General features: G+C 46.2%; 24 protein-coding genes and 4 tRNA genes. 19 read left to right on the forward strand and 9 right to left on the reverse strand.

All coding sequences use genetic code 11. The annotated features are described in order from the left end of the window. Nucleotides 1-63: 63 nt before the first annotated feature. Together OCV81_RS05425 and OCV81_RS05430 are read left to right on the forward strand one after the other, a co-directional pair. On the forward strand, nucleotides 64-4110 hold the full coding sequence (locus OCV81_RS05425; protein WP_148329053.1) for a two-component regulator propeller domain-containing protein: 4047 nt from the start codon (nucleotides 64-66) through the stop codon (nucleotides 4108-4110). Between the two features lie 29 nt (nucleotides 4111-4139). Beyond that, nucleotides 4140-5681: a sulfatase family protein gene (locus OCV81_RS05430; RefSeq protein WP_148329055.1), complete on the forward strand. Its 1542-nt coding sequence runs from the start codon at nucleotides 4140-4142 to the stop codon at nucleotides 5679-5681. 169 nt (nucleotides 5682-5850) lie between these two features. Here OCV81_RS05430 and OCV81_RS05435 read toward each other — a convergent pair whose 3' ends face one another. Next, nucleotides 5851-6189 (reverse strand): translation initiation factor, encoded by a 339-nt coding sequence (locus OCV81_RS05435; RefSeq protein WP_148329057.1) that lies wholly within the window; start codon nucleotides 6187-6189, stop codon nucleotides 5851-5853. Between the two features lie 109 nt (nucleotides 6190-6298). Here OCV81_RS05435 and OCV81_RS05440 point away from each other — a divergent pair, with 109 nt between their 5' ends. The 7 genes from OCV81_RS05440 (at nucleotide 6299) to OCV81_RS05470 (ending at nucleotide 10997) form a co-directional block, all read left to right on the forward strand. After that, nucleotides 6299-6952, forward strand: a complete 654-nt coding sequence (locus tag OCV81_RS05440; protein ID WP_148329059.1) for a redox-sensing transcriptional repressor Rex — start codon at nucleotides 6299-6301, stop codon at nucleotides 6950-6952. Between the two features lie 4 nt (nucleotides 6953-6956). Beyond that, complete coding sequence (locus OCV81_RS05445) at nucleotides 6957-7574, forward strand: fumarylacetoacetate hydrolase family protein (RefSeq protein ID WP_022354469.1); 618 nt, start codon at nucleotides 6957-6959, stop codon at nucleotides 7572-7574. Continuing rightward, on the forward strand, nucleotides 7571-8050 hold the full coding sequence (ispF, locus tag OCV81_RS05450; RefSeq protein ID WP_148329061.1) for a 2-C-methyl-D-erythritol 2,4-cyclodiphosphate synthase: 480 nt from the start codon (nucleotides 7571-7573) through the stop codon (nucleotides 8048-8050). Before OCV81_RS05445 ends, ispF begins: the two co-directional genes overlap by 4 nt. A gap of 15 nt (nucleotides 8051-8065) precedes the next feature. Next, nucleotides 8066-9061 (forward strand): glycosyltransferase, encoded by a 996-nt coding sequence (locus OCV81_RS05455; RefSeq protein WP_148329063.1) that lies wholly within the window; start codon nucleotides 8066-8068, stop codon nucleotides 9059-9061. A gap of 58 nt (nucleotides 9062-9119) precedes the next feature. Continuing rightward, nucleotides 9120-9809, forward strand: a complete 690-nt coding sequence (gene radC, locus OCV81_RS05460; protein ID WP_022354466.1) for a RadC family protein — start codon at nucleotides 9120-9122, stop codon at nucleotides 9807-9809. A gap of 80 nt (nucleotides 9810-9889) precedes the next feature. Continuing rightward, nucleotides 9890-10210 (forward strand): metal-sulfur cluster assembly factor, encoded by a 321-nt coding sequence (locus tag OCV81_RS05465; RefSeq protein WP_022354465.1) that lies wholly within the window; start codon nucleotides 9890-9892, stop codon nucleotides 10208-10210. A 19-nt stretch (nucleotides 10211-10229) separates the two neighbouring features. Then, the gene (locus OCV81_RS05470) at nucleotides 10230-10997 is read left to right on the forward strand and encodes a UDP-2,3-diacylglucosamine diphosphatase (RefSeq protein ID WP_148329091.1); all 768 of its coding nucleotides are present in this window, start codon (nucleotides 10230-10232) and stop codon (nucleotides 10995-10997) included. Nucleotides 10998-11081: 84 nt separating this feature from the next. Here OCV81_RS05470 and OCV81_RS05475 read toward each other — a convergent pair whose 3' ends face one another. The 3 genes from OCV81_RS05475 to pta form a co-directional block, all read right to left on the reverse strand. Next, complete coding sequence (locus OCV81_RS05475) at nucleotides 11082-12122, reverse strand: sugar kinase (protein ID WP_022354463.1); 1041 nt, start codon at nucleotides 12120-12122, stop codon at nucleotides 11082-11084. Nucleotides 12123-12275: 153 nt separating this feature from the next. Then, nucleotides 12276-13475, reverse strand: a complete 1200-nt coding sequence (locus OCV81_RS05480) for an acetate kinase (protein WP_022354462.1) — start codon at nucleotides 13473-13475, stop codon at nucleotides 12276-12278. A gap of 93 nt (nucleotides 13476-13568) precedes the next feature. Then, a complete protein-coding gene (gene pta, locus OCV81_RS05485; RefSeq protein WP_022354461.1) occupies nucleotides 13569-14579 on the reverse strand; it encodes a phosphate acetyltransferase in 1011 nt (336 codons plus the stop codon). Nucleotides 14580-14814: 235 nt separating this feature from the next. On the opposite strand from pta, the gene OCV81_RS05490 reads away from it, so the two are divergent. The 4 genes from OCV81_RS05490 (at nucleotide 14815) to OCV81_RS05505 (ending at nucleotide 17871) form a co-directional block, all read left to right on the forward strand. Further along, nucleotides 14815-15165, forward strand: a complete 351-nt coding sequence (locus OCV81_RS05490) for a CidA/LrgA family protein (RefSeq protein ID WP_022354459.1) — start codon at nucleotides 14815-14817, stop codon at nucleotides 15163-15165. Beyond that, nucleotides 15146-15841, forward strand: coding sequence for an LrgB family protein (locus OCV81_RS05495; protein ID WP_148329065.1), 696 nt, complete (start codon nucleotides 15146-15148; stop codon nucleotides 15839-15841). The genes OCV81_RS05490 and OCV81_RS05495 overlap by 20 nt, the downstream gene beginning before the upstream one ends. 117 nt (nucleotides 15842-15958) lie before the next feature. Beyond that, the gene (locus OCV81_RS05500) at nucleotides 15959-16849 is read left to right on the forward strand and encodes a DUF2156 domain-containing protein (RefSeq protein ID WP_022354457.1); all 891 of its coding nucleotides are present in this window, start codon (nucleotides 15959-15961) and stop codon (nucleotides 16847-16849) included. Continuing rightward, nucleotides 16846-17871 carry a GNAT family N-acetyltransferase gene (locus OCV81_RS05505; RefSeq protein ID WP_148329067.1) on the forward strand — a complete coding sequence of 342 codons (1026 nt, stop codon included), beginning with the start codon at nucleotides 16846-16848 and terminating at the stop codon, nucleotides 17869-17871. The genes OCV81_RS05500 and OCV81_RS05505 overlap by 4 nt, the downstream gene beginning before the upstream one ends. A 3-nt stretch (nucleotides 17872-17874) precedes the next feature. Here OCV81_RS05505 and cdaA read toward each other — a convergent pair whose 3' ends face one another. Together cdaA and folP are read right to left on the reverse strand one after the other, a co-directional pair. Then, on the reverse strand, nucleotides 17875-18654 hold the full coding sequence (gene cdaA / locus OCV81_RS05510; RefSeq protein ID WP_022354455.1) for a diadenylate cyclase CdaA: 780 nt from the start codon (nucleotides 18652-18654) through the stop codon (nucleotides 17875-17877). A 33-nt stretch (nucleotides 18655-18687) separates the two neighbouring features. After that, entirely contained in the window at nucleotides 18688-19536 is an 849-nt protein-coding gene (gene folP, locus OCV81_RS05515; RefSeq protein WP_148329069.1) for a dihydropteroate synthase, read from the reverse strand. Nucleotides 19537-19740: 204 nt separating this feature from the next. Here folP and OCV81_RS05520 point away from each other — a divergent pair. The 3 genes from OCV81_RS05520 to OCV81_RS05530 all read left to right on the forward strand — a co-directional run bounded on the left by OCV81_RS05520 (nucleotide 19741) and on the right by OCV81_RS05530 (nucleotide 20626). Then, nucleotides 19741-19815: transfer RNA gene (locus OCV81_RS05520), tRNA-Val, on the forward strand. A gap of 39 nt (nucleotides 19816-19854) precedes the next feature. After that, nucleotides 19855-19929: transfer RNA gene (locus OCV81_RS05525), tRNA-Val, on the forward strand. Nucleotides 19930-19981: 52 nt separating this feature from the next. Next, nucleotides 19982-20626 (forward strand): response regulator transcription factor, encoded by a 645-nt coding sequence (locus tag OCV81_RS05530; RefSeq protein ID WP_148329071.1) that lies wholly within the window; start codon nucleotides 19982-19984, stop codon nucleotides 20624-20626. 7 nt (nucleotides 20627-20633) lie between these two features. Here OCV81_RS05530 and cysK read toward each other — a convergent pair whose 3' ends face one another. From cysK to OCV81_RS05545, 3 genes are all read right to left on the reverse strand, one after another. Next, nucleotides 20634-21581 (reverse strand): cysteine synthase A, encoded by a 948-nt coding sequence (cysK, locus tag OCV81_RS05535; protein WP_148329073.1) that lies wholly within the window; start codon nucleotides 21579-21581, stop codon nucleotides 20634-20636. Nucleotides 21582-21689: 108 nt separating this feature from the next. Then, nucleotides 21690-21762: transfer RNA gene (locus tag OCV81_RS05540), tRNA-Met, on the reverse strand. Between the two features lie 15 nt (nucleotides 21763-21777). Continuing rightward, nucleotides 21778-21850: transfer RNA gene (locus OCV81_RS05545), tRNA-Met, on the reverse strand. Nucleotides 21851-22090: 240 nt separating this feature from the next. On the opposite strand from OCV81_RS05545, the gene OCV81_RS05550 reads away from it, so the two are divergent. The 3 genes from OCV81_RS05550 to OCV81_RS05560 all read left to right on the forward strand — a co-directional run bounded on the left by OCV81_RS05550 (nucleotide 22091) and on the right by OCV81_RS05560 (nucleotide 24220). Beyond that, on the forward strand, nucleotides 22091-22699 hold the full coding sequence (locus OCV81_RS05550) for a TetR/AcrR family transcriptional regulator (RefSeq protein ID WP_148329075.1): 609 nt from the start codon (nucleotides 22091-22093) through the stop codon (nucleotides 22697-22699). 16 nt (nucleotides 22700-22715) lie between these two features. Next, complete coding sequence (gene fabG / locus OCV81_RS05555; protein WP_022354449.1) at nucleotides 22716-23462, forward strand: 3-oxoacyl-[acyl-carrier-protein] reductase; 747 nt, start codon at nucleotides 22716-22718, stop codon at nucleotides 23460-23462. An 86-nt stretch (nucleotides 23463-23548) separates the two neighbouring features. After that, entirely contained in the window at nucleotides 23549-24220 is a 672-nt protein-coding gene (locus OCV81_RS05560; protein WP_148329077.1) for an RluA family pseudouridine synthase, read from the forward strand. Nucleotides 24221-24317: the final 97 nt, after the last annotated feature.

Consider the following 24317-nt stretch of genomic DNA (forward strand, 5'->3'; position numbering starts at 1 on the left):
TGTATATTTCAAGATTTTTATCGAATATTGCAAGATATTGCTTCGATGAACCTTACTAAAAACATGAAGAAATTAATATTTTATTGCTTTTTATTATTCGGACTGCTGGTCATGCATCTTCCTCGGCTGGCGGCTCAAAATATTACTTTTAAACATTTGTCTACCGATAACGGATTGTCACAGATTTCGGTGAATGATATTTATGTGGATGAGAATAATCTGATATGGATTGGCACAAGAGAGGGGTTGAACTGTTACGATGGTAATGACATCACTATCTATCGTTTGGAGAAAAACAATCCGTACAGCCTCTTTTCAAATCATTTGCTTCGTATTACCGGCGACCAGAAAGGACATCTTTATTTGCTTTGCATGGATGGAGTGGCCAGTTTTGACATGGATACCCGTCGATTTACCACCTTGCTTAGCGGGAAAGTGGATGCCATTACTTACCATAACGGTCTTTATGTAGCTTGTGGCAATGAGATTTTTCACTATAATGAGCAGACTTCCAGTTTTGACAGTTATTACCGTCTGCCTTCGTCCGAAGGAGACATTTCTTCTTTGTTTCAGGACTCAGCCGGACGTTTTTGGATTGGGACGGAACATGAGGGATTGTATTGTTTGTCGGAGGATAGAAACTTGTCGCATGTCATCCGTTCCCAGCGTATTTCGTCTGTGTATGAAGATGCATCGCATCGTATTTGGGTAGGGACCTGGAACAACGGCATATTCCTTCTGGACCGGAAAGGTAATATCCGGAACATTAAGGCCGAGGCTCATTCTACGCAGACACTTTCTTCAAATTTTGTGCGTTGTTTTGAGGAAGACAACGAGGGCTGTATGTGGATAGGTACGGAAGCCGGACTGGATTGCATGAATCTGCAAACGGGGGTGATTACGCATTATACGGAAGGAGAGCAGCCATACGGACTTACGCATTCTTCTGTATGGTGCATACGGAAAGATGCCCAGGGAACCATTTGGGCCGGTACCTACTTTGGTGGAGTGAACTATTTTAATCCTGAATATGCCATATATCGTTTCTTCCGTCAGGCAGATACTCCAGCAAGAGGTCTCAGCAGTCCGGTTGTGGGAAATATGATTGAGGACAAGCGGGGAAATATCTGGATTTGTACGGAAGGGGGTGGACTGAATGTCTTTGACCCCGTGAAGAATACTTTTCAGTGGTATACGCATCGTTCGTCGGTCAACAGTATTTCGCATAATAATGTAAAGGCCATCTGGTATGATGAAGCGGCAGATTGTATGTGGCTGGGATTGCATCTTGGTGGAATTAACAAGCTGGACATTAAGACCGGACGTTTTTCTGTCTATCGGAAAGTGGAAGGCGACAAGGAAAGTATACCTTCCGATATTGTGCGTGACATCGTTCCTTATAAAGATAGTCTGGTCGTTGCCACGCAATCGGGAGTCTGTCTGTTTTCGCGTGCTACCGGCAAATGCCGACAGTTGTTTCAGTCGCACAAGGAGGGGAAACTCATTCGTATGGTGGCCGATCTGGAATTTGATAAAAACGGTGTCTTATGGATGGCTGTGACAGGAGAAGGGGTCTTCTCGTACGATTTTAAGACCGATGCCTTGACACATTATGTGTATCGGAAAGGAGAACCGGGAATCAGCAATAACAATGTGAACAGCATCTTTTGCGACAGCGAAAATAAAATATGGTTCTGTACATCCGGCAGCGGGCTTGATTGTCTGGACCAACGGACGAGAGCTTTCCGTAATTACGACGTGTCTAACAGCGGCTTTTCAAGTGATTGCATCTACAAGGTCTGTGAGGGAGACCATAAAGAACTGCTGATGATAACCAATCAGGGATTTTCCTGTTTCGATTATCGGAAAGGCACAATTCGGAATTATTGGTCGGGAAACGGCTTCCCGTTGAATTCCGTCAATGAAAATGCCTTGTACCTTTCTAAAAAGAAGGAAGTCTTTTTGGGAGGCACATCAGGTATGGTCATGTTCTCCTTGAATAGCTTGAATTACCGTCTGAAACCGTATCATATCATGTGGACGCGTCTGGTGGTAAACGGAAAGGAAATCGGGGTGAACGATGCCAGCGGAATCTTGTCGCATGAATTGAACCATACTTCTTGCATTACGCTGAAGGCCAATCAGAATATGTTCAGTATTTACTTCTCTACTTCCAATTATATCCCTGAAAACCGGGAGCAGATGGAATATCTGCTGGAGGGCTTCTCCAAGGAGTGGACCAAAGTAAGGGAGCAGCCGGTCATTACATATACGAACCTGAATTCCGGAACATATACTTTGTGGGTACGTTCTGCCAATCCCGACAGCTTGAGCAAACCTATTTGCATGCAGATTGTGGTAAAGCCGCCTTTTTATGCATCGGAATGGGCTTTCTTGTTGTATGTGTTGCTGGTGGGAGGAATTGTTTTCTATCTGATGCGGATGTATCAGAGCAGGGTGAAGCTGCAGGCCTCGTTGACTTATGAACAACGTCATTTGCAGGATATCGAACGACTGAACCAGAATAAATTGCGCTTCTTCACCAGTATCTCACATGAATTCCGCACACCGCTTACCTTGATTTTAGGGCAACTGGAAAAGTTGATGCAGATGCCTCAGCTTTCTCCTTCCATGTATTCCACCGTGTTGCTGGCTTATAAAAGTGGTATGCAGCTGAAGGAACTGATAGGGGAGCTGTTGGATTTCCGGAAACAGGAACAAGGAAAGATGAAGCTGAAAGTCAGCCGGATGAATTTGGTAAATTTCCTGAATGAAACGTATTTGCTTTTCCAGCCGTATGCAGAGAGTAAACAAATACATTTTGAGTTTCATAAGTCGCAGGATGACATTGAATTGTGGTTCGACTGGAAGCAGATGCGGAAGGTGATTAACAATTTGCTGTCGAATGCCATGAAGCACGTACCTTCACAAGGAAAGATTGTGATGGAGGTAGGAGTGACAGATACGGAAGCCTGGTTCTCGGTAGAAGACAATGGCAGTGGAATTCTTCCGGCAGACATAGACAAGATTTTCGACCGTTTTTATCAAAGTTCGGCCGATACGGAATTTAATGTAGGTACAGGTATCGGACTGGCCTTGACGAAGGGTATTGTGGAATTGCATCACGGAAAGATTTCCGTGGAAAGTGTCAAAGGCGAAGGTGCGAAATTTACCGTACGCATTCCTTTGGGAAAAGAACTCTATAATCCGGATGAGATTCTTGAAGCTGCAGACGGGGCCATTATCAGTCAGTTGACGCTTGATGAACAGAAGAAAGAACTGGCTACCGAATTGTCGGATGAGAAGGATGCCTCTGTCGAAGGGCTGGTAGGAGGAAAGGATGGATTCCGTCCTCGTATCCTGATTGTGGAAGACAATGCTTCTATTCGCCGGATGTTGGCTGAACTTTTTGAAGGATTGTATGAGGTGACTACGGCGGTAGACGGGCAAGATGCCTTGGAAAAGGTGGCTGAGGTTTCTCCGCACATCGTATTGAGCGATGTGCTGATGCCGCGTATGTCGGGTATTGAACTGGTGAAACAGTTGAAAGGAAATTTGGATACATGCCATATTCCGGTGGTGTTGCTTACTGCCCGCACAGAGATAGAACAAAACTTGGAAGGGCTGAAAATTGGTGCCGACGATTACATTACGAAGCCGTTTGATTCACGTCTGCTCGTGTTCCGTTGCAACAATCTGGTTAATAACCGCCGTAAGTTGCAGGAGTATTTTACCAAGCAGCCTACTGTGGATACTCCTGTACTGGCTACGAATCCGCTGGACAAGGAATTTTTGGACGAAGTGATTGCGGTTTTCGAACAGCATTTGGATGATTCGGACTTTACGATTGATATGCTGGCTCAGAAAATGTTGGTTTCACGTACCAGGATGTATGCGAAAATCAAGGCCATTACCGGGCAGACTCCGAACGATTTCTTCATTACGTTGCGTTTGAAGAAAGCGGCCTTCTTGTTGCGCAACAATCCGGAACTGAATGTCACGCAGATATCCGACCAGACAGGGTTCAGTTCGCCGCGTTATTTCAGCAAGCTTTTCAAAAAAGCCTATCAGCTGACGCCGATGGCTTACCGTCAGGGCGAGGAACAGTAGTTTGCACTTACTAACCTAAATATAGAAACATGAATCAGAATCTTATTGTTTATTTTTCTGCCTTTTCCGGTTTGGCAGGATTGACTGGATGCGCTCAGGCTCAGAAGCAGGAAGCGCCCGATTTGAAGCGGCCGAATGTGATTTTTATTTATTCGGACGATTTGGGCATCGGTGATTTGAGCTGTTACGGAGCCACGAAGATTTCTACTCCGAACATTGACAAACTGGCTGCACAGGGAGTCCAGTTTACCAATGCGTATGCTACTTCGGCCACCAGTACACCGTCGCGCTATGGTATGCTGACAGGTTGCTATCCGTGGAGAAAAGAAAATACGGGTATTGCTCCTGGAAACTCAGAACTGATAATCGACACCACTTGCGTAACCTTGGCTGACGTATTTCACGAAGCGGGGTATCATACAGGCGCCGTGGGAAAATGGCATTTGGGGCTGGGACCTGCAGGAGGAACCAACTTTAACGGACTGATTAAACCTAACACTCAAAGCATCGGCTTTGACTACGAGTTCATTATTCCGGCTACGGTAGATCGTGTGCCTTGTGTGTTTGTAGAAAATGGACGGGTGGCCGGACTGGACCCTTCTGACCCTATTACCGTGAGCTATGACCACAAGGTCGGCAACTGGCCCACGGGAGAAGAGAATCCGGAACTGGTGAAATTGAAACCCAGTCAGGGACATAATAATACCATTATCAACGGTATCCCGCGTATCGGTTGGATGACAGGCGGAAAGTCGGCTTTGTGGAATGATGAGGAGATTGCTGATGTCATCACTGGAAAGGCCAAAGACTTCATTTGCTCGTCTACCGACAAGCCTTTCTTCCTGTATATGGGAACACAGGATGTGCATGTGCCACGTGTACCCCATCCGCGTTTTGCCGGAAAGAGCGGGCTGGGAACCCGTGGAGATGTCATTCTTCAGCTGGACTGGACCATTGGTGAGATTATGCATACCTTAGACAGTTTGGGTATTGCCGATAACACTTTGTTTATTTTTACTAGCGACAACGGCCCGGTAATAGACGATGGATATCAGGACCAGGCCCGCGAGATGTTGAATGGACATACTCCGATGGGTATCTACCGGGGTGGAAAATACAGTTTGTATGAAGCCGGTACCCGTATCCCATTTATTGTACGTTGGCCGGCAGCTATTCAGAAACCTTGCAAGCAGCAGGGATTGTTCTCACAGATTGATGTGTTTGCTTCCTTGGCCGAGATTATGGAAATGCCGTTGGCCAAAGGGGTAGCTCCCGACAGTCATGCCCGTTCACAGGCTTTGATGGGAAAAGACCAGACCGACAGGGAATATGTGGTAGAGCAGAATTTGAACAATACACTGGCTATTATTCAGGGAGAATGGAAATATTTGCAGCCAAGTGACAAACCTGCTTTGGAATATTGGACCAAGACGGAATTGGGAAACTCTCCGGAACCTCAGTTGTATAATCTGCGTACAGATCCTTCTGAAAAGGTGAATGTGGCAGCTCAGCATCCGGAAAAGGTGAAAGAACTGGCCGCCTTGCTGGATAAGGTAATCGCAGCTCAATAAAGAGCAAATTACTTTGCTTAAATACCTTGACACGAACGTGATGAGAGGTAGTCACGTTCGTGCGGAGAGCTCGACACGTTCGTGTCAAGGTGTCGTCACGTTCGTGACGAGGTAAAAATCGAAATGCGTTTGAAATAAAGTGGCAGTAGAGCGTGAAAAAAATCGTCCTTTATTTAGTCTGACTGTATCCTTCTGTTTTCAGCAAATCAATGATACGCTGCTTGAATTCTCCTTGAATGAGAATTTCTCCATCCTTCACGGCACCTCCCACGCCACATTTCGTCTTGAGCTTTCTGCCCAGTTCCTTCAAGTCCTCTTCCGAGCCGATAAATCCGGATACGACGGTGACGGTTTTTCCTCCTCGTCCTTTTTTCTCGATGCTGACTCTCAGCTTCTGCTGTTTCGGGTCGAGAGCTTCCGTTTCTACTTCTTCTCCTTTGTCATAATTGAAATCCGGATTGGTGGAATATACAATGTTCAAGCGCTCTTTCCAGTCGTTCTTTTTCATGTGAATTTAATTTAATCCGCTTCAAAGGTATGACATTTTTCAGAAATCGTACCCTCGATTTACGAGAAATAGTTTAATTTTGCACTATTGAATAATAGAGCAAATCTGGATGGCTGTACGAAGTCGTAAAATTACGGACAAGATTCCTGAGCCTACTTTACGCAGACTCCCGTGGTATCTTTCGAATGCGAAGCTGATGAAAGAGAAAGGGGAGAAATATGTGTCTTCTACTCAGATTTCCAGACAGATAAACATTGATGCCTCACAGATAGCGAAAGATCTTTCGTATGTGGATATCTCCGGACGTACGCGGGTGGGGTATGAAGTGGATTTGCTGATTCAGGTGCTGGAAGACTTTCTGGGATTTACGAACATGCACAAGGCCTATCTGTTCGGAGTCGGCAGTTTGGGAGGCGCCTTGCTGAGGGATTCCGGTCTGTCGCATTTCGGATTGAAGATTGTAGGTGCATTCGACATTAATCCGAATCTGGTGGAAACTACCGTAGAGGGAATTCCCATTTATCATACTGATGAGTTTGAACAGCGGATGGCGAAAGACGGGGTGAAAATCGGGGTGCTGACCGTACCCATCAACATCGCACAGGACATTACAGACAAGATGGTGGCCGGAGGAATCAAGGCTGTATGGAATTTTACGCCGTTCCGTATCCGTGTGCCGGAAACCATCGTGGTGCAGAACACGTCACTGTATGCCCATCTGGCCGTGATGTTCAATCGTTTGAATGAAATTATAAAGAAATAACTCCATGAAAATTATTGCTATAGGCATGAACTACAGCCTGCATTGCCATGAACTGCATGCAGGAGAAGCCTTGCCCCAAGAACCGGTCATCTTTATGAAGCCGGACTCTGCCTTGCTGAAAGACAGCAAGCCTTTTTTTATCCCTGATTTTTGTGAACAGGTGGATTACGAAACGGAGATGGTGGTGCGTATCTGCCGCCTGGGAAAAAACATCTCTGAACGTTTTGCCCATCGCTATTATGATGCGGTGACCGTAGGCATTGATTTTACGGCCCGCGACTTGCAGCGCAAGTTCCGTGCCGAGGGAAAGCCTTGGGAGTTGTGCAAAGGATTTGACAACTCGGCAGCCATCGGCGATTGGGTGCCGGTGGAAAAAGTAGGCGACATTCAGCACGTGAATTTCCATTTGGATATCGATGGAAAGACGGTACAGCAGGGAAATACGGGCGACATGCTGTTCACCGTAGACCAGATTATTGCCTACGTCAGCCGTTTCTGCACCTTGAAGATTGGAGATATGCTGTTTACTGGTACGCCGGTGGGGGTAGGTCCTGTGCAGATAGGCAATCATCTGGAGGGATATTTGGAAAATGAAAAACTTCTTGATTTTTACATACGATGAAGATAAGAGTTGGATTTGGGTTCGATGTGCACCGTCTGGTGCCGGGACGTGAATTGTGGCTGGGTGGAATTCGCTTGGAACATGAATTGGGCTTGTTGGGGCATTCGGATGCCGACGTGCTGATTCATGCCATCTGTGATGCACTGCTGGGAGCGGCCAACCTGCGTGACATTGGCTATCATTTCCCCGACAATTCGGTGGAATTCAAGAATATCGACAGCAAGATTCTGCTGGCAAAAACCGTGGAACTGATTGCCGAAAAAGGCTATCGGGTAGGGAATATCGATGCGACGGTGTGTGCCGAACGTCCGAAACTGAAAAACCGCATTCCGGAAATGCAGGAAGTGCTGGCAAAGGTGATGGGCGTGGAGGCAGACGATGTCTCCATCAAGGCAACCACGACCGAGAAACTGGGATTTACCGGACGGGAAGAAGGTATCTCAGCGTATGCCACGGTGTTAATTGAAAAAGATTGAGAAAGGGGAGGAACGATGAATCCGAAATATTCAGTGGTCATACCGGTGTACAACCGCCCGGATGAGGTGGACGAACTGTTGCAGAGCCTGACCGGACAGACCTATAAGGACTTCGAGGTGGTGGTAGTGGAAGACGGTTCTTCCATTCCGTGCAAGCAGGTTGTGGAAAAATATGAAGGAAAACTGGATGTCCATTATTTTGAGAAACCGAACTCCGGTCCGGGGCAGACGCGGAACTATGCGGTCGAACGGAGTCGTGGAGAGTATCTGCTGATTCTGGATTCCGATTGTATTTTGCCTGCTACTTACTTGGCTGCGGTGGAAGCGGAATTGCAGCGGGAACCGGCAGATGCGTTCGGTGGTCCCGACCGGGCGCACGATTCGTTTACTGACGTACAGAAAGCCATCAATTATGCCATGACTTCTTTTTTCACCACGGGAGGAATCCGGGGAGGAAAGAAGAAAATGGACAAGTTCTACCCCCGCAGTTTCAACATGGGAGTCCGGGCCGATGTGTATAAGTCACTGGGCGGATTCTCCCGGATGCGTTTCGGCGAGGACATCGACTTCAGTATCCGTATCTTCAAGGGAGGATATCGCTGTCGGTTGTTTCCGGAAGCATGGGTGTGGCATAAGCGCCGTACGGATTTGAAGAAATTTTTCAAGCAGGTACACAATTCCGGCATTGCCCGTATTGACTTGTACAAGAAATATCCGGAATCGTTGAAAGTGGTACATCTGTTGCCGGCAGTGTTTACGGTCGGTGTGGTACTGGTTCTGCTGGCTGCTTTTATCTGTCCGTGGAGCCTGCTTTTACTGGCTTTGTTTGCCGTCGTTATTTTTACAGACGCTTCTCTTCGTAATAAAAGTCTGAAAATTGGTGGACTATCCGTCTTTGCTGCGTTTATACAGTTGACGGGCTATGGTTCCGGTTTTTTACGGGCATGGTGGAAACGCTGTGTATGCGGAGGAAAGTCATTCTCTGCTTTCGAAAAAACTTTTTATAAATAGAAGAATTCCTTTTTCTCCGGTCCGATGGTTCCGTCAGTCACTTTTAAAAGGAAGAACCATGAACGAGAAATTGCGTATAACCCAGTGGGCGGAAGAGGATCGGCCCCGGGAGAAAATGATGCTGCATGGCCCTGCGGCACTGAGCAATGCAGAACTGCTGGCTATATTGATTGGTTCCGGCAATGCGGAGGATACGGCGGTAGGATTGATGCGGAAAGTGCTGGAAGATTGTCATAACCGGTTGAGTGAGCTTGGAAAATATACGGTAGACGATTTGTGCCGTTACAAGGGGATTGGTCCGGCAAAGGCTGTCACGATTCTGGCAGCCTCAGAGTTGGGAAAGCGGAGACGGGAAGAGGAACCTTCCGAGCGTAAGCGGATTACCAGTTCGCAGGACGTGTATACCTTTTTTCATCCATTGCTGTGCGACTTGCCCGTAGAAGAATGCTGGGTGATGCTGCTCAATCAGGCTGCCAAGGTCATTGATGCCGTGAAAATCAGTCAGGGAGGATTGGCCTCCACGCAGGTGGACGTGCGTTGTATCTTGCGGGAGGCACTGTTGAAACGGGCCACTTCCATGATTCTTTGTCACAACCATCCTTCTGGAAACACCCGGCCAAGTCAGGATGACGACCGTCTGACCCATGCGTTGCTGGAAGCAGGGCGTACCATGAACATCCGCTTGTTGGACCATCTGGTTGTTTCGGACGGAAGTTACTATAGTTACGGAGATGAAGGACGTCTTTGAGTTCGTTTTTTTGCAGGGTAAGGATGAAAAAATGGAGATTTTTGCCTATGTTTGCAACAAAGAATAAAGATTGAATGATTATGGACAACGACAAGAAGTTGAAAATTGAGGAAAAGATTGTGGATATGCTGAAAACCGTGTACGACCCGGAAATTCCGGTAAACGTGTACGATTTAGGCTTGATTTATAAGATAGACCTTCAGGACGACGGCGAGCTGACCGTCGATATGACCTTGACGGCTCCCAACTGTCCGGCAGCCGATTTCATCATGGAGGATGTACGCCAGAAGCTGGAATCGGTGGAAGGGGTAAAATCTGCACAGATCAATCTGGTCTTTGAACCGGAATGGGACAAGGACATGATGACGGAAGAGGCAAAACTGGAACTGGGATTTATGTAAACAAATGCTTATGGATACGATGAAAAGTGTATATTTCCTTTCGGATGCTCATTTGGGTTCAAGAGCCATTGCGCACGGTCGTACGCAAGAACGTCGGCTGGTGAACTTTTTGGACAGCATCAAGCATCAGGCGGCTGCCGTGTATTTGCTGGGCGACATGTTCGATTTTTGGTATGAGTTCAAGCTGGTGGTTCCGAAGGGCTATACCCGTTTCCTGGGAAAACTTTCCGAACTGACAGACATGGGGGTGGAAGTGCACTTTTTCATCGGGAACCACGACATCTGGTGTGGAGATTATCTGGAAAAAGAGTGTGGTGTGATTCTGCACCGGGAACCGTTGACGTGCGAAATTTACGGAAAAGAGTTTTTCCTGGGACACGGTGACGGACTAGGCGACAACGACCGGAAGTTCAAACTGTTGCGGACGATGTTTCACAGCAAGACGCTGCAACGCCTGTTTTCGATGCTTCATCCGCGCTGGAGTGTGGAGTTCGGACTGGAATGGGCCAAGCACAGCCGTCTGAAAAGAGAAGACGGACGCGAGCCGGATTATATGGGAGAGGATAAGGAACCGCTGGTATTGTTTTCAAAAGAATACTTGAAGAGCCATCCTGACATAAATTTCTTTATTTACGGACACCGTCACATCATGCTGGATTTGATGTTGAGCCGAACCTCGCGGATGATGATTCTCGGCGACTGGATTACGGAGTTCTCGTATGCGGTGTTTGACGGAGAGAATATGTTCCTGGAACAATATATTGAAGGTGAAACTTCGGTGGAGTGATTCGCTATCACATAGGAAAAGCAACAGGCGGTGACAAGAATGGGTTCTTGCCACCGCCTGTTGCTTATGAGGTTTGTATGTGGTTTATCGGGCCACTTCTCCGCTTTCCTGACGGGCAAGCAGACCTTCTACTTCGGATACCTTGACCATGTTGTAGTCGCCGGCAATGGTATTCTTCAATACAGAAGCAGCTGTTGAAAAATCTACACGTTTCTGATTGTCTTCGAATGCATTCTGTGCATACAGCATGGCGCCACAGAAGGCATCGCCTACTCCTACACAGTCGATGACGTTGTCGATGTCGAACACGCGGGTGTATTTCATTTCACCGTGGGCATAGAGAATGCCGGCAAATGTGTGGTGCTCGGAACTCATGACGTTGCGCAGGGCAATGTAGATGTACTTGCAGTTCGGAATCTGCTGGCTGATGCCTTGGCAGAATTTCTCGTAGGCAGCTGTGTCGTATTTCTCACCGCTCTTGGTGGCTTTGAAGCCGGGAGCCGGAATGCCAGTCACGAGGGCATATTCGCCTTCACTTCCGAACATGATGTCGCTGCTGGTCATTAGCGGACGCAATACCTCTTGAGCCGTTTTTCCATAATTCCACAAGTTTTTGCGGTAGTTGATGTCGTAAGAGATGGTCAGTCCCATTTCTTTGGCAATGTCGATGGCTTCTTTACAAACGTCGGCCAAGCCCGGAGTCAGTGCGGCATCGATGCCTGACCAGTGGAAGATGGCGGCATCCTTGAAGATTTCCCGCCAGTTGATCATACCGGGTTTCAGTTCGGAGAAAGCCGAGTTTTCACGGTCGTAGATGACGTTGGAGTTACGCATGGCCGCAGCCTTTTCCATGTAATATGTACCAAGTCGGTGTCCGCCAAAAAGAATGTGCTTCGTGCCGATGTTATGTGAACGGAGTTCTGCGATACAAGTTTCTCCCAGTGCATTGTCCGGCAAACGCGTGATGTATTCCACTTCTCCGCCAAAATTGGCAATGGAAATGGCTACATTGGCTTCACTTCCTCCATAATTGACAAGGAAGTCGTGGCTTTGTTGAATACGCAGGTTGTCGGGTGTGGTGAGACGGAGCATGATTTCTCCAAATGTTACAATCTTTTTGCTCATAGTGGGATGTTTTTTATTTTAACTGAAAGCGGAGCAAAAAAGAAAAGGATACTCCTTGCGGGGATTCCTTTTCCTTGCTTTCGTTTCCTCGGCAAAGATAGTGAATTCCTGTCAGGGGGTATCCTCTTTTAACTCTTTTAGGATTCCTGTGGTTTATTTGCTGTTCAGGATGTTCATGGTGTCGGTAGCAATCATCAGCTCTTCGTCGGTCGGGATGACTACGACTTTTACTTTGGAATTGTCAGTAGAGATGATGGCTTCTTTTCCGCGAACTTTGTTTCTTTCCGGATCGATTTCTACGCCCAGGAAGCCCAAAGTCTTGCAGACACCGGCACGGGCAGTAGCCTGGTTTTCACCTACACCACCTGTGAACAGGATGACGTCGACGCCTCCCATGGCAGCAGCGTATGCACCGATGTATTTGGTGATGCGGTAGAAGTACATGTTTTCAGTCAGGATGGCACGTTCTTCGCCTCTGGCTACGGCATCTTCCAGCTCACGCATGTCGCTTGATTTTTCGAACATACCCAGCACACCGCTCTTCTTGTTCAGCAGGGTAGACATTTCATCTGGAGTCAGGCCTTCTTTCTTCATGATGTAAGTGATGGCACCTCCGTCGATGTCTCCACTACGAGTACCCATCATCAAGCCTTCCAGCGGAGTCAGTCCCATGCTGGTATCGATACATTTTCCGTCTTTTACAGCAGCGATGGAACCACCGTTACCGATGTGGCAGGTGATGATACGGCTGCCTTCCTGCGGGATACCCAGGAATTCACATACACGTTTTGAAACATAGCGGTGAGAAGTTCCGTGGAAACCGTAGCGGCGGATACCGTATTTTTCATAATAGCTGTAAGGAATGGCATACAGGTATGCATAGTCCGGCATAGTCTGGTGGAAAGCAGTATCGAATACGGCTACCTGCGGCACTTCCGGCAACAGTTTCTGAACGGCATAGATACCTTTCAGGTTAGCCGGGTTGTGAAGCGGGCCCAGGTCGCAGCACTCTTCTACGGCTGCAATCACGGCATCGTCAATCAGTACAGAACCACTGAACTTGGTACCTCCGTGCAGTACGCGGTGACCCACAGCTTTGATTTCATGCAGGTTTTTTACAGCACCGTATTCAGGATTGGTCAGTGTATCGAAGATGAATTGTACGCCGGTAGTGTGTTCCGGTACGTCTTTTTCGAGGATTTTCTTTTCACCGTTCGGCAGAGTAAGCTTCAGGAAAGAGCCCGGAAGGCCGATTTTTTCGATTCCTCCTTGCGCGAGGACTTCTTTTGTAGTCATTTCAAACAGTTTGTACTTGATTGAAGAGCTACCACAGTTGAGTACTAATACTTTCATATAATTGGAATATTTTTTTAGAATAGTGAAAATCATAATGCCACTCTGCGAGAAAGGGGAGTGGCATTATGGATATGGATAAGATTCGGATGATTACTGAGCTTTGGCAGCGATGGCCTGGTTAGCTGTGATGGCAATCATCTTATATACGTCGTCTACACTGCATCCACGAGACAAGTCGTTGACCGGACGGGCGATACCCTGCAGGATCGGTCCTACGGCAGTTGCATGTCCCAGACGTTCTACCAGTTTGTAAGAGATGTTTCCGACTTCCAGACACGGAACCACCAGTACGTTGGCTTTTCCAGCGATTTCTGAACCCGGAGCTTTGCTGGCGCCTACCTTCGGAACCAGTGCAGCATCGGCCTGCAGTTCACCGTCAATCTTCAGGGACGGATCCATTTCTTTGGCAATCTTCAGGGCTTCTACCACTTTGTCTACTACTTCATGTTTAGCAGAACCTTTGGTTGAGAAACTCAACATGGCTACACGCGGGTCAAGACCTGCTACAGACTGAGCTGTACGAGCCGTACAGATGGCAATCTGTGCCAGTTGGTTGGCATCCGGAACCGGAGTTACGGCTACGTCACCCATTACCAGGATACCGTTGTCACCGCATTCAGGAGCGTGTGTCAGCAACAGCATGGCACCTGAAACACAAGTGATACCCGGAGCAGTCTTGATAATCTGCAATGCCGGACGAAGTACGTCGCCAGTCGTGTTGCGGGCACCGGCCAGCTGTCCGTCTGCATCACCCGATTTGATAATCAGACAGCCCAAGTAAAGCGGATTCAAAACCAGTTTGCGGGCTTCTTCGATGGTCATGCCTTTTTTCTTACGAAGTTCGCAAAGCAGTTGTGCGTATTCTTCTTTCTTCGGATGGTTTTCCGGATCGATGATGGTAGCTTTGTGAATGTTACCTAATCCCCATTCTTTGGCCAGACCCATGATTTCATCGGGATTACCCAACAGAATCAAGTCTGCTACACCGTCTGTCAATACCTGATTGGCAGCCTTCAAAGTACGTTCTTCTGTTCCTTCCGGAAGCACGATGCGCTGTTTGTTTGCTTTAGCGCGTTCAACGATTTCACTGATTAAATCCATGATTTATATGTTAAATAATAAATGCTTGTTGTGTGCGATAACATTGTTTCCCTTATCTGCTGCAAAAATAGCTATTTTTGTAATATCTAGTTTGCAAAAGACGTTTTTTTTTACTTTAAAGTATGCAAAAACCCTCACTTCTTTTATGAAGGGGAATAAAAACCGGTTTTTGGGTAGATTGGTTTTTCTGATTATGTAAATTTGCGCCGGTTTTCAATATTAAATTTAAGGTAAAATGATTCGACAGTGTTCTATTCTTTTCGGATGTCTGGCATTGGGCGAGCTGATTGTATATCTGACGGGCATAAAACTGCCTTCAAGTATCATCGGTATGCTGCTGCTGACTCTGTTTCTTCAGCTGGGTTGGATAAAGCTGGAGTGGGTGCAAGGCCTGACTAATTTCTTGGTAGCTAATCTCGGATTTTTCTTTGTGCCATCGGGGGTGGCTTTGATGCTTTATTTCGACATCATTACGGCCCAGTTCTGGCCGATTGTGATTGCTACGTTGGTTAGTACAGTATTAGTGTTGGTTGTTACAGGTTGGGTTCATCAATTGGTGCGTAAGTATGGATTTTTTCGAAAATAAGTTCTTTTTATTGGCCATTACATTTGGCTTTTATTTCTTGTCAAAATTGTTGCAAAGAAAAACGGGTTGGGTCTTGTTGAACCCGATTTTGGTGGCGATTGCCTTACTGATTTGTTTCCTGGAATGTACAGGTGTCTCTTATAAAACATATTCAGAAGCAGGTTATCTTGTAGAATTCTGGTTGAAGCCGGCAGTAGTGGCATTGGGTGTTCCATTGTATCTGCAGTTGCGTATGATTAAGAAACAGCTGATGCCGATTCTGGTTTCACAGCTGGCAGGCTGTGTAGTAGGGCTGGTTTCTGTCACCATTATAGCCAAGCTGTTGGATGCATCGCCTGAAGTGATTATGTCTTTGGCTCCGAAATCGGTTACCACTCCGATTGCCATGGAAGTATCGAATGCAGTAGGAGGTATTCCTTCTTTGACGGCAGCTGTGGTGATTGTGGTCGGATTGTTTGGGGCTATTTGCGGTTTTAAACTTCTGCAGGTAGGACGTGTGGCCAGTCCGATTGCCCAGGGCTTGTCCATGGGTACGGCCAGTCATGCCGTGGGTACTTCACGTGCCATGGAAGTGAGTGGAAAGTATGGAGCGTATGCCAGCTTGGGACTGACATTGAACGGAATCCTTACAGCACTGCTTTCACCGACCATTCTGCATCTGCTGGGATTGTATTAAAGGTTGTTACGGGATGTCATATTGTCCAAACAGGAGGTGAACTGTGAAAGGGATGAATTGGTCTTTTTCGCAAAATGCACTATATTTGTCCTTTAAACAGGGAACCAAATTTGTGTTATGATTACATTTAAACCTATTGAACTAGACGACAAAGATAGGGTCCAGAAATATACGTTACGCAGTTGGCGTCGTAATTGCGACCTGTCATTTTCTAATTTATACAGCTGGCGCTTCTTGTATCGTACGGAGATTGCGGAGAAGGACGGCTTCTTGTTGTTCCGTTTTTATGCCGACAATCAATTGGCTTACATGATGCCGGTGGGAGAGGGTAATCTCCATTCTATATTGGAGGAACTGATGGAGGATGCACGCAGCCTGGGGGCTCCTTTCCGTTTGCTGGGAGTCTGCGTCGGGATGCGTGCAGAACTGGAATCGGCTTTCCCGTTCCAGTTTGATTTCGTGGCCGACCGTGATTATTTTGATTATGTGTATCTGCGGACAGATTTGGCTACTCTGCGTGGAAAGAAATATCAACCCAAGCGGAATCACATCAATAAGTTCAAGGCGGCTTATCCGGATTATGAATACAAACAGCTGACTCCCGAGCTGATTCCAGAATGCTTGCAACTGGAAACGGAGTGGTGTAAGGCAAATGATTGTGCGGAGAATCAGGCTCTGCAGGATGAACGTCGTTCCATGACAGCGGCGTTGCAACACATGGATCAGCTGGACATTCAGGGAGGTGTACTTTATGTAGGAGGCAAGATTGTGGCTTTCACGTTTGGTGCGCCCATCAACCAGGAAACCTTTGATACCTGTGTGGAAAAGGCTGATACGGATATTGAAGGAGCATACGCCATGATTAACTATGAGTTTGCCAACCATATTCCTGAACAGTATGTGTATATCAACCGGGAAGAAGATTTGGGATTGGAAGGGCTTCGCAGGGCGAAACTGTCTTATCATCCGGAGATTCTTCTTGAAAAGTACGTGGCAGAATTGAAATGACAATAAAGGAACAAGTCAAAGTCCTCTGGAAACAGTGTTTCCATGATACGGACGAATTCATTGATTTTTATTTTCAAAAGCGGTATACCGATGAGCTGAACAGTTATGCGGAAGCAGACGGTCGGGTCATTGCCGCTTTGCAGCGTATTCCTTATGCTTTGACGTATGAGGGGATGGAAATGCCTGTCGCCTATATTTCCGGGGCCTGTACGGATCCGGCCTATCGGAACCAAGGGACGATGCGTCGGTTGCTGGCGGAAGCACATCGTCGGATGTACCGGGAAGGAGTGATGTTTTCTACTTTGATTCCGGCGGAAGAATGGTTGAAAGGATATTATGCCCGTTCCGGATATGCGAATTGTTTTTCACAGACAAAAAAGTTATTAACAGCTTCTTCTTTACCTGTTGATAACTTTTCGGGGTCGTTGAAAATGGTTGAAATCCCTCCTGAGAGTACACTGTGTGGGGATGCATTTCGTTTTTTTGATCATTTCCAATCTTCCCAGGAGGCTTACATACAGCATGATTGGGAGGATTTCCACATTATATTAACCGATTTGCAGTTGAGCGGCGGTTCGTTGTGGGGGGCTTTTCAGGAAGGAGTCTTGAGTGGGCTCTGTTTTTGCTTTCCGGAAGAAAAGACGTTGAAAGTAACGGAACAGGTTGCTGTGGGGAAAGAGGTGGAGCAGGCTATGTTGGAGTATCTATTGTCTCACTACCATGCGGTTCAGGCAGAATGTCTGGGGAGAGAAGGAGAAAACTCCTATGAGCTGGGAATGGCGAGAATCATTCATGTAGAAGCCATGCTGCGGTTGCTGGCAGGCAGGCATTCAAGTAATCTTTATATAAAGGTGGAAGGGGATGAGGCTATTCCTGAAAATAATGGCTGGCACAATGTAGAAAATGGACATTATTTTAGAGGACGACAAGAGGGAAAAACATATCGTATCCTTTCTATTGAAAGATTGACTTGCTTGCTGTTTGAGGGAAAACACCCTTATATGAATCTGATGTTAAATTAAGGACTATTGTTCGCTTTCCGAGGTTAACATACGTTCCAGTTCTTCGGCGGTGAGTTTTAGGTGAAACTGTCCGCGGTAGGCGATGGAGATACCTCCGGTTTCTTCCGATACAATGATGGCCATGGCATCCGTTTCCTGTGAGACACCTAATGCTGCGCGGTGGCGAAGTCCCAGTTCTTTGGGAATTTCCAGGTTGTGTGAGACCGGAAGAATGCATCCCGCAGCTTTTATCCGTTTGTGACTGATAATCATGGCTCCATCGTGAAGCGGGCTGTTTTTAAAGAAAATGTTTTCAATCAGCCGTTGGTTGATGTTGGCATCAATCACATCTCCTGTGCGTACGATATCATCTAGTGGAAAGTCTTTTTCGATGACAATCAAGGCGCCTACTTTTCCTTTGCTCATGTTCAGGCAAGCCATGACAATAGGCATGATGTCTTCTCGTTCTGTTTCATTCTTTTTGTTGCCTTTCAGGAAGCGGAACAGACTGTTGCTTCGGTGTCGGGAACCAAGGGAAAGTAGAAAATGGCGTATCTCATCCTGGAACAAAACAATCAGGGCTATGACTCCCACGCTGACCAGCTTGTCGAAGATAGAGCCTAGCAGTCGCATCTGAAGTACTTGTGATACAATGACCCAGATGATAATGAACACCAGAATTCCGATAAAAATATTGATGGAGCCCGACGATTTCATCAACTTGTAAGTCTTATACAGCAGAAAGGCTACCAGCAGGATGTCGAGTATGTCTTTAAAGCTAAGTATGTATATATCGAAAGGCATAAATGAAGAAAATATGAAAGTTCGTGTTTGGAATCATCGTTCTTTAAGTGCCTGAAAAATCCGTACGGTTTCAGTGGCGGCCTTGACATCGTGCACCCGGAGTATACGGGCTCCTTTCATCAGTGCAATGGCATGCAGGGCAGTAGTTCCATTTAATGCATCTTCTGGTCCTTCCCCAAGCAGCTTGTAGACCATAGACTTTCGGGAAACTCCTATCAGAATGGGTAGCTGGAACATTTGCAGTTCTTCCAGTTTATCCAATATTTCATAGTTGTGTGCCAAGGTTTTTCCGAAACCAAATCCTGGGTCGATAATCAGGTCTTTTACACCAGAGGCTCGTAGTTTTTCGATTTTTTCGGCAAAGTAAAGAATAATTTCTTTTACCGGGTTGTCGTAGTGAGGATTTTTTTGCATGTTTTGTGGAGTTCCCTGCATGTGCATCATGATGTAGGGGACTTTGAGTTGGGCTATTGTGGAAAACATTTCTGGGTCCATCTGGCCTGCGGCAATGTCATTGATGAGAGCTATCCCATATTCTTCTACACACATTTTTGCCACATCGGCCCGAAAGGTATCGACCGAGACGACGGCTTCCGGACATTCGTTCCGAAGTATTTCCAACCCGTATTTGAGTCGTTCCATTTCTTCTTTAGGAGAAACATCCGACGCATCTGGTCGTGAGGAATAAGCTCCAATATCAATAAAGTCACCTCCTTCGTCCAAGATTTGGTGAATCCGGGCAATAATGTCTTTTTCGGTCTGTTTGCGGCTGTCCGCATAAAAAGAATCGGGAGTGATGTTGAGGATTCCCATAACCCGGGGTTGGGATAAATCCATCAACTGTCCGTTGACATTGATATATCTTGCGAATGTTTCTTCCATGTTTCCACCTCGTTTTTTGCTCTGCAAAGGTACGTACAATAATTCAATTAGGGCACGTCATTGCATTCGAATTTTGTTTGGGAAAAGGATTTTTTATGGGGTTTCTTTCTCTCTTTTTACACTTTTGGGTAAAAAAAAGCTCAAAAGTTTGCAGGTTAAAAATTTAGTTGTACCTTTGCAACCGCAATTGAGAACGAGACTATCGGGCGTTTAGCTCAGCTGGTTCAGAGCATCTGCCTTACAAGCAGAGGGTCGGCGGTTCGAATCCGTCAACGCCCACTCAACGAATTTCTCGTAAATCATTGCTTTTTCTTTTTGGGGCGTTTAGCTCAGCTGGTTCAGAGCATCTGCCTTACAAGCAGAGGGTCGGCGGTTCGAATCCGTCAACGCCCACGTCAAGCTTCGCGATTCTTTTGCGGAGCTTTCTTTTTTTAATTCCTTTAGTATGCAAACATTGATTCTGGCGGATAATCAGGATGTGACTCGTTGTGGAATGAAATCCATAGCGCTGGACTTTTTTCCTTTATGTAATTGTGTGGAAGTGACCGACTGGGGATGTTTGACAGAGTCTTTATTGACTTTTCCAGTAGCATGTGTCGTGTTGGATTATACCTTGTTTGATTGTACGCTTAATCAACTATTGGTGTTGCATGAACGTTTTCCTCAAGTTCATTTTGTGTTGTTCAGTGACCAATTGGAGAAAGATTTTATTTGGCGTGTATTGTTTGCTGGGCCGAGATTTCATGTGTTGATGAAAGATGCGTCGCTGACGGAAATCAGGCAATGTTTGGCAAGTGTTGAGGGTAATCAGCAGTTTATAAGCCGGAAAGTGCAGGCGCTTCTGGAGGAAGAAAGGAAGAAGGGGAGTGAGGAGGTATATCCTCTGACGCAGACTGAGAAAGAAATCTTACGTTCGATGGCACTTGGCCGAAGCACTAAAGAAATTGCAGCCGATCGTTTTCTTAGTGTGTATACGGTGGCCACTCATCGAAAGAATATATTCCGGAAACTGAAGGTGAATAATGCGCACGAAGCGATTCGTTATGCGCTTCGTGCGGGGATTGTGGATACAATGGAGTATTGTATCTGATTTATCTCTAAAGTGGGTATTCCTCAAAAGCGAATAAAGCGGTCGATAAATAACGCTCTCCGGTATCCGGGAGTAGTACTACGATGTTTTTCCCGGCATATTCTGGTTTTGAGGCTATTTGTAAAGCGGCATAGGTCGCAGCTCCTGAAGAAATACCAGTGAGGAGTCCTTCTTTCAACGACAGTTCTCTTCCTGTCCGGATGGCATCGTTGTCGGTTACGCGGATGATTTTATCTACTACTTTCGGGTTGAAGGTTTTGGGGATAAATCCGGCACCGATTCCTTGTATCTTGTGCATTCCCGGTTTATCGCCTGAGAGTACGGCTGAGGAGTCTGGTTCTACGGCGATGATTTCAATGTGTGGATTATGCTGTTTCAGGCCTTCTCCCACTCCGCTTATGGTTCCTCCTGTGCCCACTCCTGCGATGAATACATCTACCTTTCCGTCGGTGTCTTCCCATATTTCTTGTGCGGTAGTTGAAATGTGGGTGCGTGGATTTGCTAGATTTTCAAACTGTTGCAGAATGACAGCTCCAGGAGTATGGTCGCGCAGTTCGTTGGCTTTTTCGATGGCTCCGCGCATTCCTTTGTTTCCAGGGGTTAGTACAAGCTGGGCTCCCATGGCTTTCAGTAAGTTTTGGCGTTCGATACTCATGGTTTCGGGCATGGTGAGTATGGCTTTATAACCTTTTACTCCTGCTACCCAGGCCAGTCCGACTCCTGTATTTCCGCTGGTCGGTTCAATGATTACAGCACCTGGTTTTAGGATGCCTTGTTTCTCGGCGTCTTCGATCATCGCCAAGGCGATACGGTCTTTTACGCTGCCGCCAGGATTAAAGTATTCCAGTTTCGCAATAAGTCGAGCCTGTGCTTGGTGTGCTTTTCCCAAGCGCTCCAGTTCCAGTAGGGGGGTGTGTCCGATAAGTTCGGTCAGTTGTTTTTTGATTCGTTCCATAATATTTGTTTTTGGGCAAAGATAGGAGGAAAGGGGAGGCTGGGCAATACCCTTTTTAGGGTATATTGGGATATAAAAAAAGAGAAACCAAAAGGTTTCTCTCTCTAGTTGCGGAGGCCTGACTCGAACAGACGACCTTTGGGTTATGAGCCCAACGAGCTACCAACTGCTCCACTCCGCGATGTTTCGGTTGTAGTTGCGGAGGCCTGACTCGAACAGACGACCTTTGGGTTATGAGCCCAACGAGCTACCAACTGCTCCACTCCGCGATGTTTTTTTCTTAATTGCGGTGCAAAGGTACGGACTTACTTTTATAAAAACAAATTTTTATGAGAGAAATATAGAAAACTTTATTTTTATTTAGAATAATAAATAGAATCAGGGGCTAGAAGGAAGCTGAAAAATGCGGGATGGGGGCTTTTCGGACGAATTTGAGACCGTATATTTGTGTAGTATCAAGAAAAACAGTACTTTTGCTCAGTTTTTTATCAGTTGTGCAATAAGGAAAGATGACAGTATTAAAGACGAGAGCTAAACTAGTAGACGTAGCCCGACAACTTTTCGCGAAGAAGGGAGTGGAAGATACGACGATGAACGATATTGCCCAAGCTTCAAAGAAAGGACGACGTACACTCTATACTTATTTTAAAAGTAAAGAGCAAATCTACATGGCAGTAGTGGAGTCTGAACTGGAAATGCTTTCCGACCAGCTGGAGAAGGCTGCAGGCAAGTCCATGTCTCCCGATAAGAAAATTCTGGAACTGATCATGACGCACTTGGATGCCATTAAGATGGTGGTATATCGGAATGGAACGTTGCGGGCCGACTTTTTTCGGGATATCTGGAGAGTGGAAGCCATGCGGAAAGATTTTGACCGAAAAGAAATAGCATTGTTCCGTCGCATTTTGTGGGAAGGAAAAGAGAAAGGTCTTTTCGACATAGACAATGTGGAAATCACAGCTGATATTTTGCATTATTGTATAAAAGGTATTGAAGTACCCTATATACGTGGCCAGATTGGTGAAGACTTAGATGATGAAACTGGCTGGCGTTATGTGGCAAAGATTGTTTTTGGTGCATTGGGGTGCAAGGGAAAAGAAAATAATCATATCGTTTAATTAAAAAATAAAGAAAATGGGATTATTAACTGGAAAGACAGCCATTATTACGGGTGCTGCACGTGGTATTGGTAAAGCGATTGCATTGAAGTTTGCTGCTGAAGGAGCAAACATTGCCTTCACAGACTTGGTTATCGATGAAAACGGTCAGAATACAGAAAAGGAAATCGCCGCTTATGGTGTGAAAGTGAAGGGATACGCTTCTAATGCAGCAAGTTTTGAAGATACTGCAAAGGTGGTAGAACAAATTCACAATGACTTTGGCTCTATTGATATTTTGGTGAACAATGCCGGTATTACAAAAGACGGTCTGATGATGCGTATGAGCGAAGGACAGTGGGATGCCGTAATCACGGTCAACCTGAAGTCTGCCTTTAACTTCATCCATGCCTGCACACCGATTATGATGCGTCAGAAACATGGAAACATCATCAATATGGCTTCTGTAGTTGGTGTTCACGGTAATGCCGGACAGTGCAACTATTCTGCTTCCAAGGCTGGTTTGATCGGTTTGGCTAAGTCTATTGCACAAGAGTTGGGATCACGTGGTATTCGTGCCAATGCCATTGCTCCGGGCTTTATCATTACTGATATGACTGCTAAACTGTCCGACGAAGTGAAAGCTGAATGGAACAAGCGCATTCCTTTGCGTCGTGGCGGTACGCCGGAAGACGTGGCAAACATCGCTTTGTTCCTGGCTTCTGATATGTCTTCATACGTATCAGGACAGGTTATCCAGGTTGATGGTGGTATGAACATGTAATAGAGAAACAGCAATATTCAGAGAATGAAGAATAGGGAATAGAGGAAAGTTTCTTTCTTTATTCTCTGTTCTTCATTTTTTTATTTATGACAGTAGTTTACGAAGATAATCACATTATAGTGGTCAATAAGACTGCTTCAGAGATTGTGCAGGGCGACAAGACGGGCGATGTGCCTTTGTCGGAAACCGTAAAGCAGTATTTGAAAGAAAAATATGCCAAACCTGGAAACGTGTTTCTGGGCGTGACGCATCGTCTGGACCGTCCGGTAAGCGGATTGGTGGTGTTTGCCAAAACGAGTAAGGCGTTGAGTCGTTTGAACGAGATGTTTCGTAATGGAGAAGTAAAAAAGACTTACTGGGCCATTGTGAAGCAACCGCCGAAGGAAACCGAAGGTGAATTGGTACACTATTTGGTGAGGAACGAGAAACAGAACAAGTCTTACGCTTACGACAGAGAAGTCAAGAACTCCAAGAAAGCTGTATTGCATTACCGGTTGATTGGGCGTTCCGAAAATTACTATCTGCTGGAAGTCGATTTGAAGACAGGGCGTCATCATCAGATACGTTGTCAGCTGGCCAAGATGGGATGTCCCATCAAGGGAGATTTAAAATATGGATTTCCCCGCTCCAATCCCGACGGCAGCATTTGCCTGCATGCCCGTCGTGTACGTTTCGTGCATCCGGTATCCAAGGAAGCAATCGATCTTGTTGCTCCTCTTCCTTCCGGAAATTTGTGGAATGGTTTCGGGTATGTATAGGGACATTCAGTAAATAATATAAAATTAGCCAACTAATTCATACACAAAGTGTTGCGAATTAGCTGGCTTTTTTGTATCTTTAGGTATTCCCCCGAAA

It is taken from the genome of Phocaeicola fibrisolvens, from assembly GCF_025567125.1.
Taxonomy (GTDB): Bacteria; Bacteroidota; Bacteroidia; order Bacteroidales; family Bacteroidaceae; genus Phocaeicola; species Phocaeicola fibrisolvens.

What these genes read in the sequence shown, in the direction of transcription:
- OCV81_RS05445 (WP_022354469.1), top strand. Translation starts at nt 6,957, where the DNA reads ATGAAAATTATTGCTATAGGCATGAACTACAGCCTGCATTGCCATGAA.
- OCV81_RS05425 (WP_148329053.1), top strand. Translation starts at nt 64, where the DNA reads ATGAAGAAATTAATATTTTATTGCTTTTTATTATTCGGACTGCTGGTC.
- OCV81_RS05470 (WP_148329091.1), top strand. Translation starts at nt 10,230, where the DNA reads ATGAAAAGTGTATATTTCCTTTCGGATGCTCATTTGGGTTCAAGAGCC.
- OCV81_RS05480 (WP_022354462.1), bottom strand. Translation starts at nt 13,475, where the DNA reads ATGAAAGTATTAGTACTCAACTGTGGTAGCTCTTCAATCAAGTACAAA.
- OCV81_RS05500 (WP_022354457.1), top strand. Translation starts at nt 15,959, where the DNA reads ATGATTACATTTAAACCTATTGAACTAGACGACAAAGATAGGGTCCAG.
- OCV81_RS05430 (WP_148329055.1), top strand. Translation starts at nt 4,140, where the DNA reads ATGAATCAGAATCTTATTGTTTATTTTTCTGCCTTTTCCGGTTTGGCA.
- OCV81_RS05505 (WP_148329067.1), top strand. Translation starts at nt 16,846, where the DNA reads ATGACAATAAAGGAACAAGTCAAAGTCCTCTGGAAACAGTGTTTCCAT.
- cysK (WP_148329073.1), bottom strand. Translation starts at nt 21,581, where the DNA reads ATGGAACGAATCAAAAAACAACTGACCGAACTTATCGGACACACCCCC.
- OCV81_RS05440 (WP_148329059.1), top strand. Translation starts at nt 6,299, where the DNA reads ATGGCTGTACGAAGTCGTAAAATTACGGACAAGATTCCTGAGCCTACT.
- OCV81_RS05495 (WP_148329065.1), top strand. Translation starts at nt 15,146, where the DNA reads ATGGATTTTTTCGAAAATAAGTTCTTTTTATTGGCCATTACATTTGGC.
- folP (WP_148329069.1), bottom strand. Translation starts at nt 19,536, where the DNA reads ATGGAAGAAACATTCGCAAGATATATCAATGTCAACGGACAGTTGATG.
- radC (WP_022354466.1), top strand. Translation starts at nt 9,120, where the DNA reads ATGAACGAGAAATTGCGTATAACCCAGTGGGCGGAAGAGGATCGGCCC.
- OCV81_RS05490 (WP_022354459.1), top strand. Translation starts at nt 14,815, where the DNA reads ATGATTCGACAGTGTTCTATTCTTTTCGGATGTCTGGCATTGGGCGAG.
- cdaA (WP_022354455.1), bottom strand. Translation starts at nt 18,654, where the DNA reads ATGCCTTTCGATATATACATACTTAGCTTTAAAGACATACTCGACATC.
- OCV81_RS05455 (WP_148329063.1), top strand. Translation starts at nt 8,066, where the DNA reads ATGAATCCGAAATATTCAGTGGTCATACCGGTGTACAACCGCCCGGAT.
- fabG (WP_022354449.1), top strand. Translation starts at nt 22,716, where the DNA reads ATGGGATTATTAACTGGAAAGACAGCCATTATTACGGGTGCTGCACGT.
- OCV81_RS05475 (WP_022354463.1), bottom strand. Translation starts at nt 12,122, where the DNA reads ATGAGCAAAAAGATTGTAACATTTGGAGAAATCATGCTCCGTCTCACC.
- OCV81_RS05435 (WP_148329057.1), bottom strand. Translation starts at nt 6,189, where the DNA reads ATGAAAAAGAACGACTGGAAAGAGCGCTTGAACATTGTATATTCCACC.
- OCV81_RS05560 (WP_148329077.1), top strand. Translation starts at nt 23,549, where the DNA reads ATGACAGTAGTTTACGAAGATAATCACATTATAGTGGTCAATAAGACT.
- OCV81_RS05465 (WP_022354465.1), top strand. Translation starts at nt 9,890, where the DNA reads ATGGACAACGACAAGAAGTTGAAAATTGAGGAAAAGATTGTGGATATG.
- ispF (WP_148329061.1), top strand. Translation starts at nt 7,571, where the DNA reads ATGAAGATAAGAGTTGGATTTGGGTTCGATGTGCACCGTCTGGTGCCG.
- pta (WP_022354461.1), bottom strand. Translation starts at nt 14,579, where the DNA reads ATGGATTTAATCAGTGAAATCGTTGAACGCGCTAAAGCAAACAAACAG.
- OCV81_RS05550 (WP_148329075.1), top strand. Translation starts at nt 22,091, where the DNA reads ATGACAGTATTAAAGACGAGAGCTAAACTAGTAGACGTAGCCCGACAA.
- OCV81_RS05530 (WP_148329071.1), top strand. Translation starts at nt 19,982, where the DNA reads ATGCAAACATTGATTCTGGCGGATAATCAGGATGTGACTCGTTGTGGA.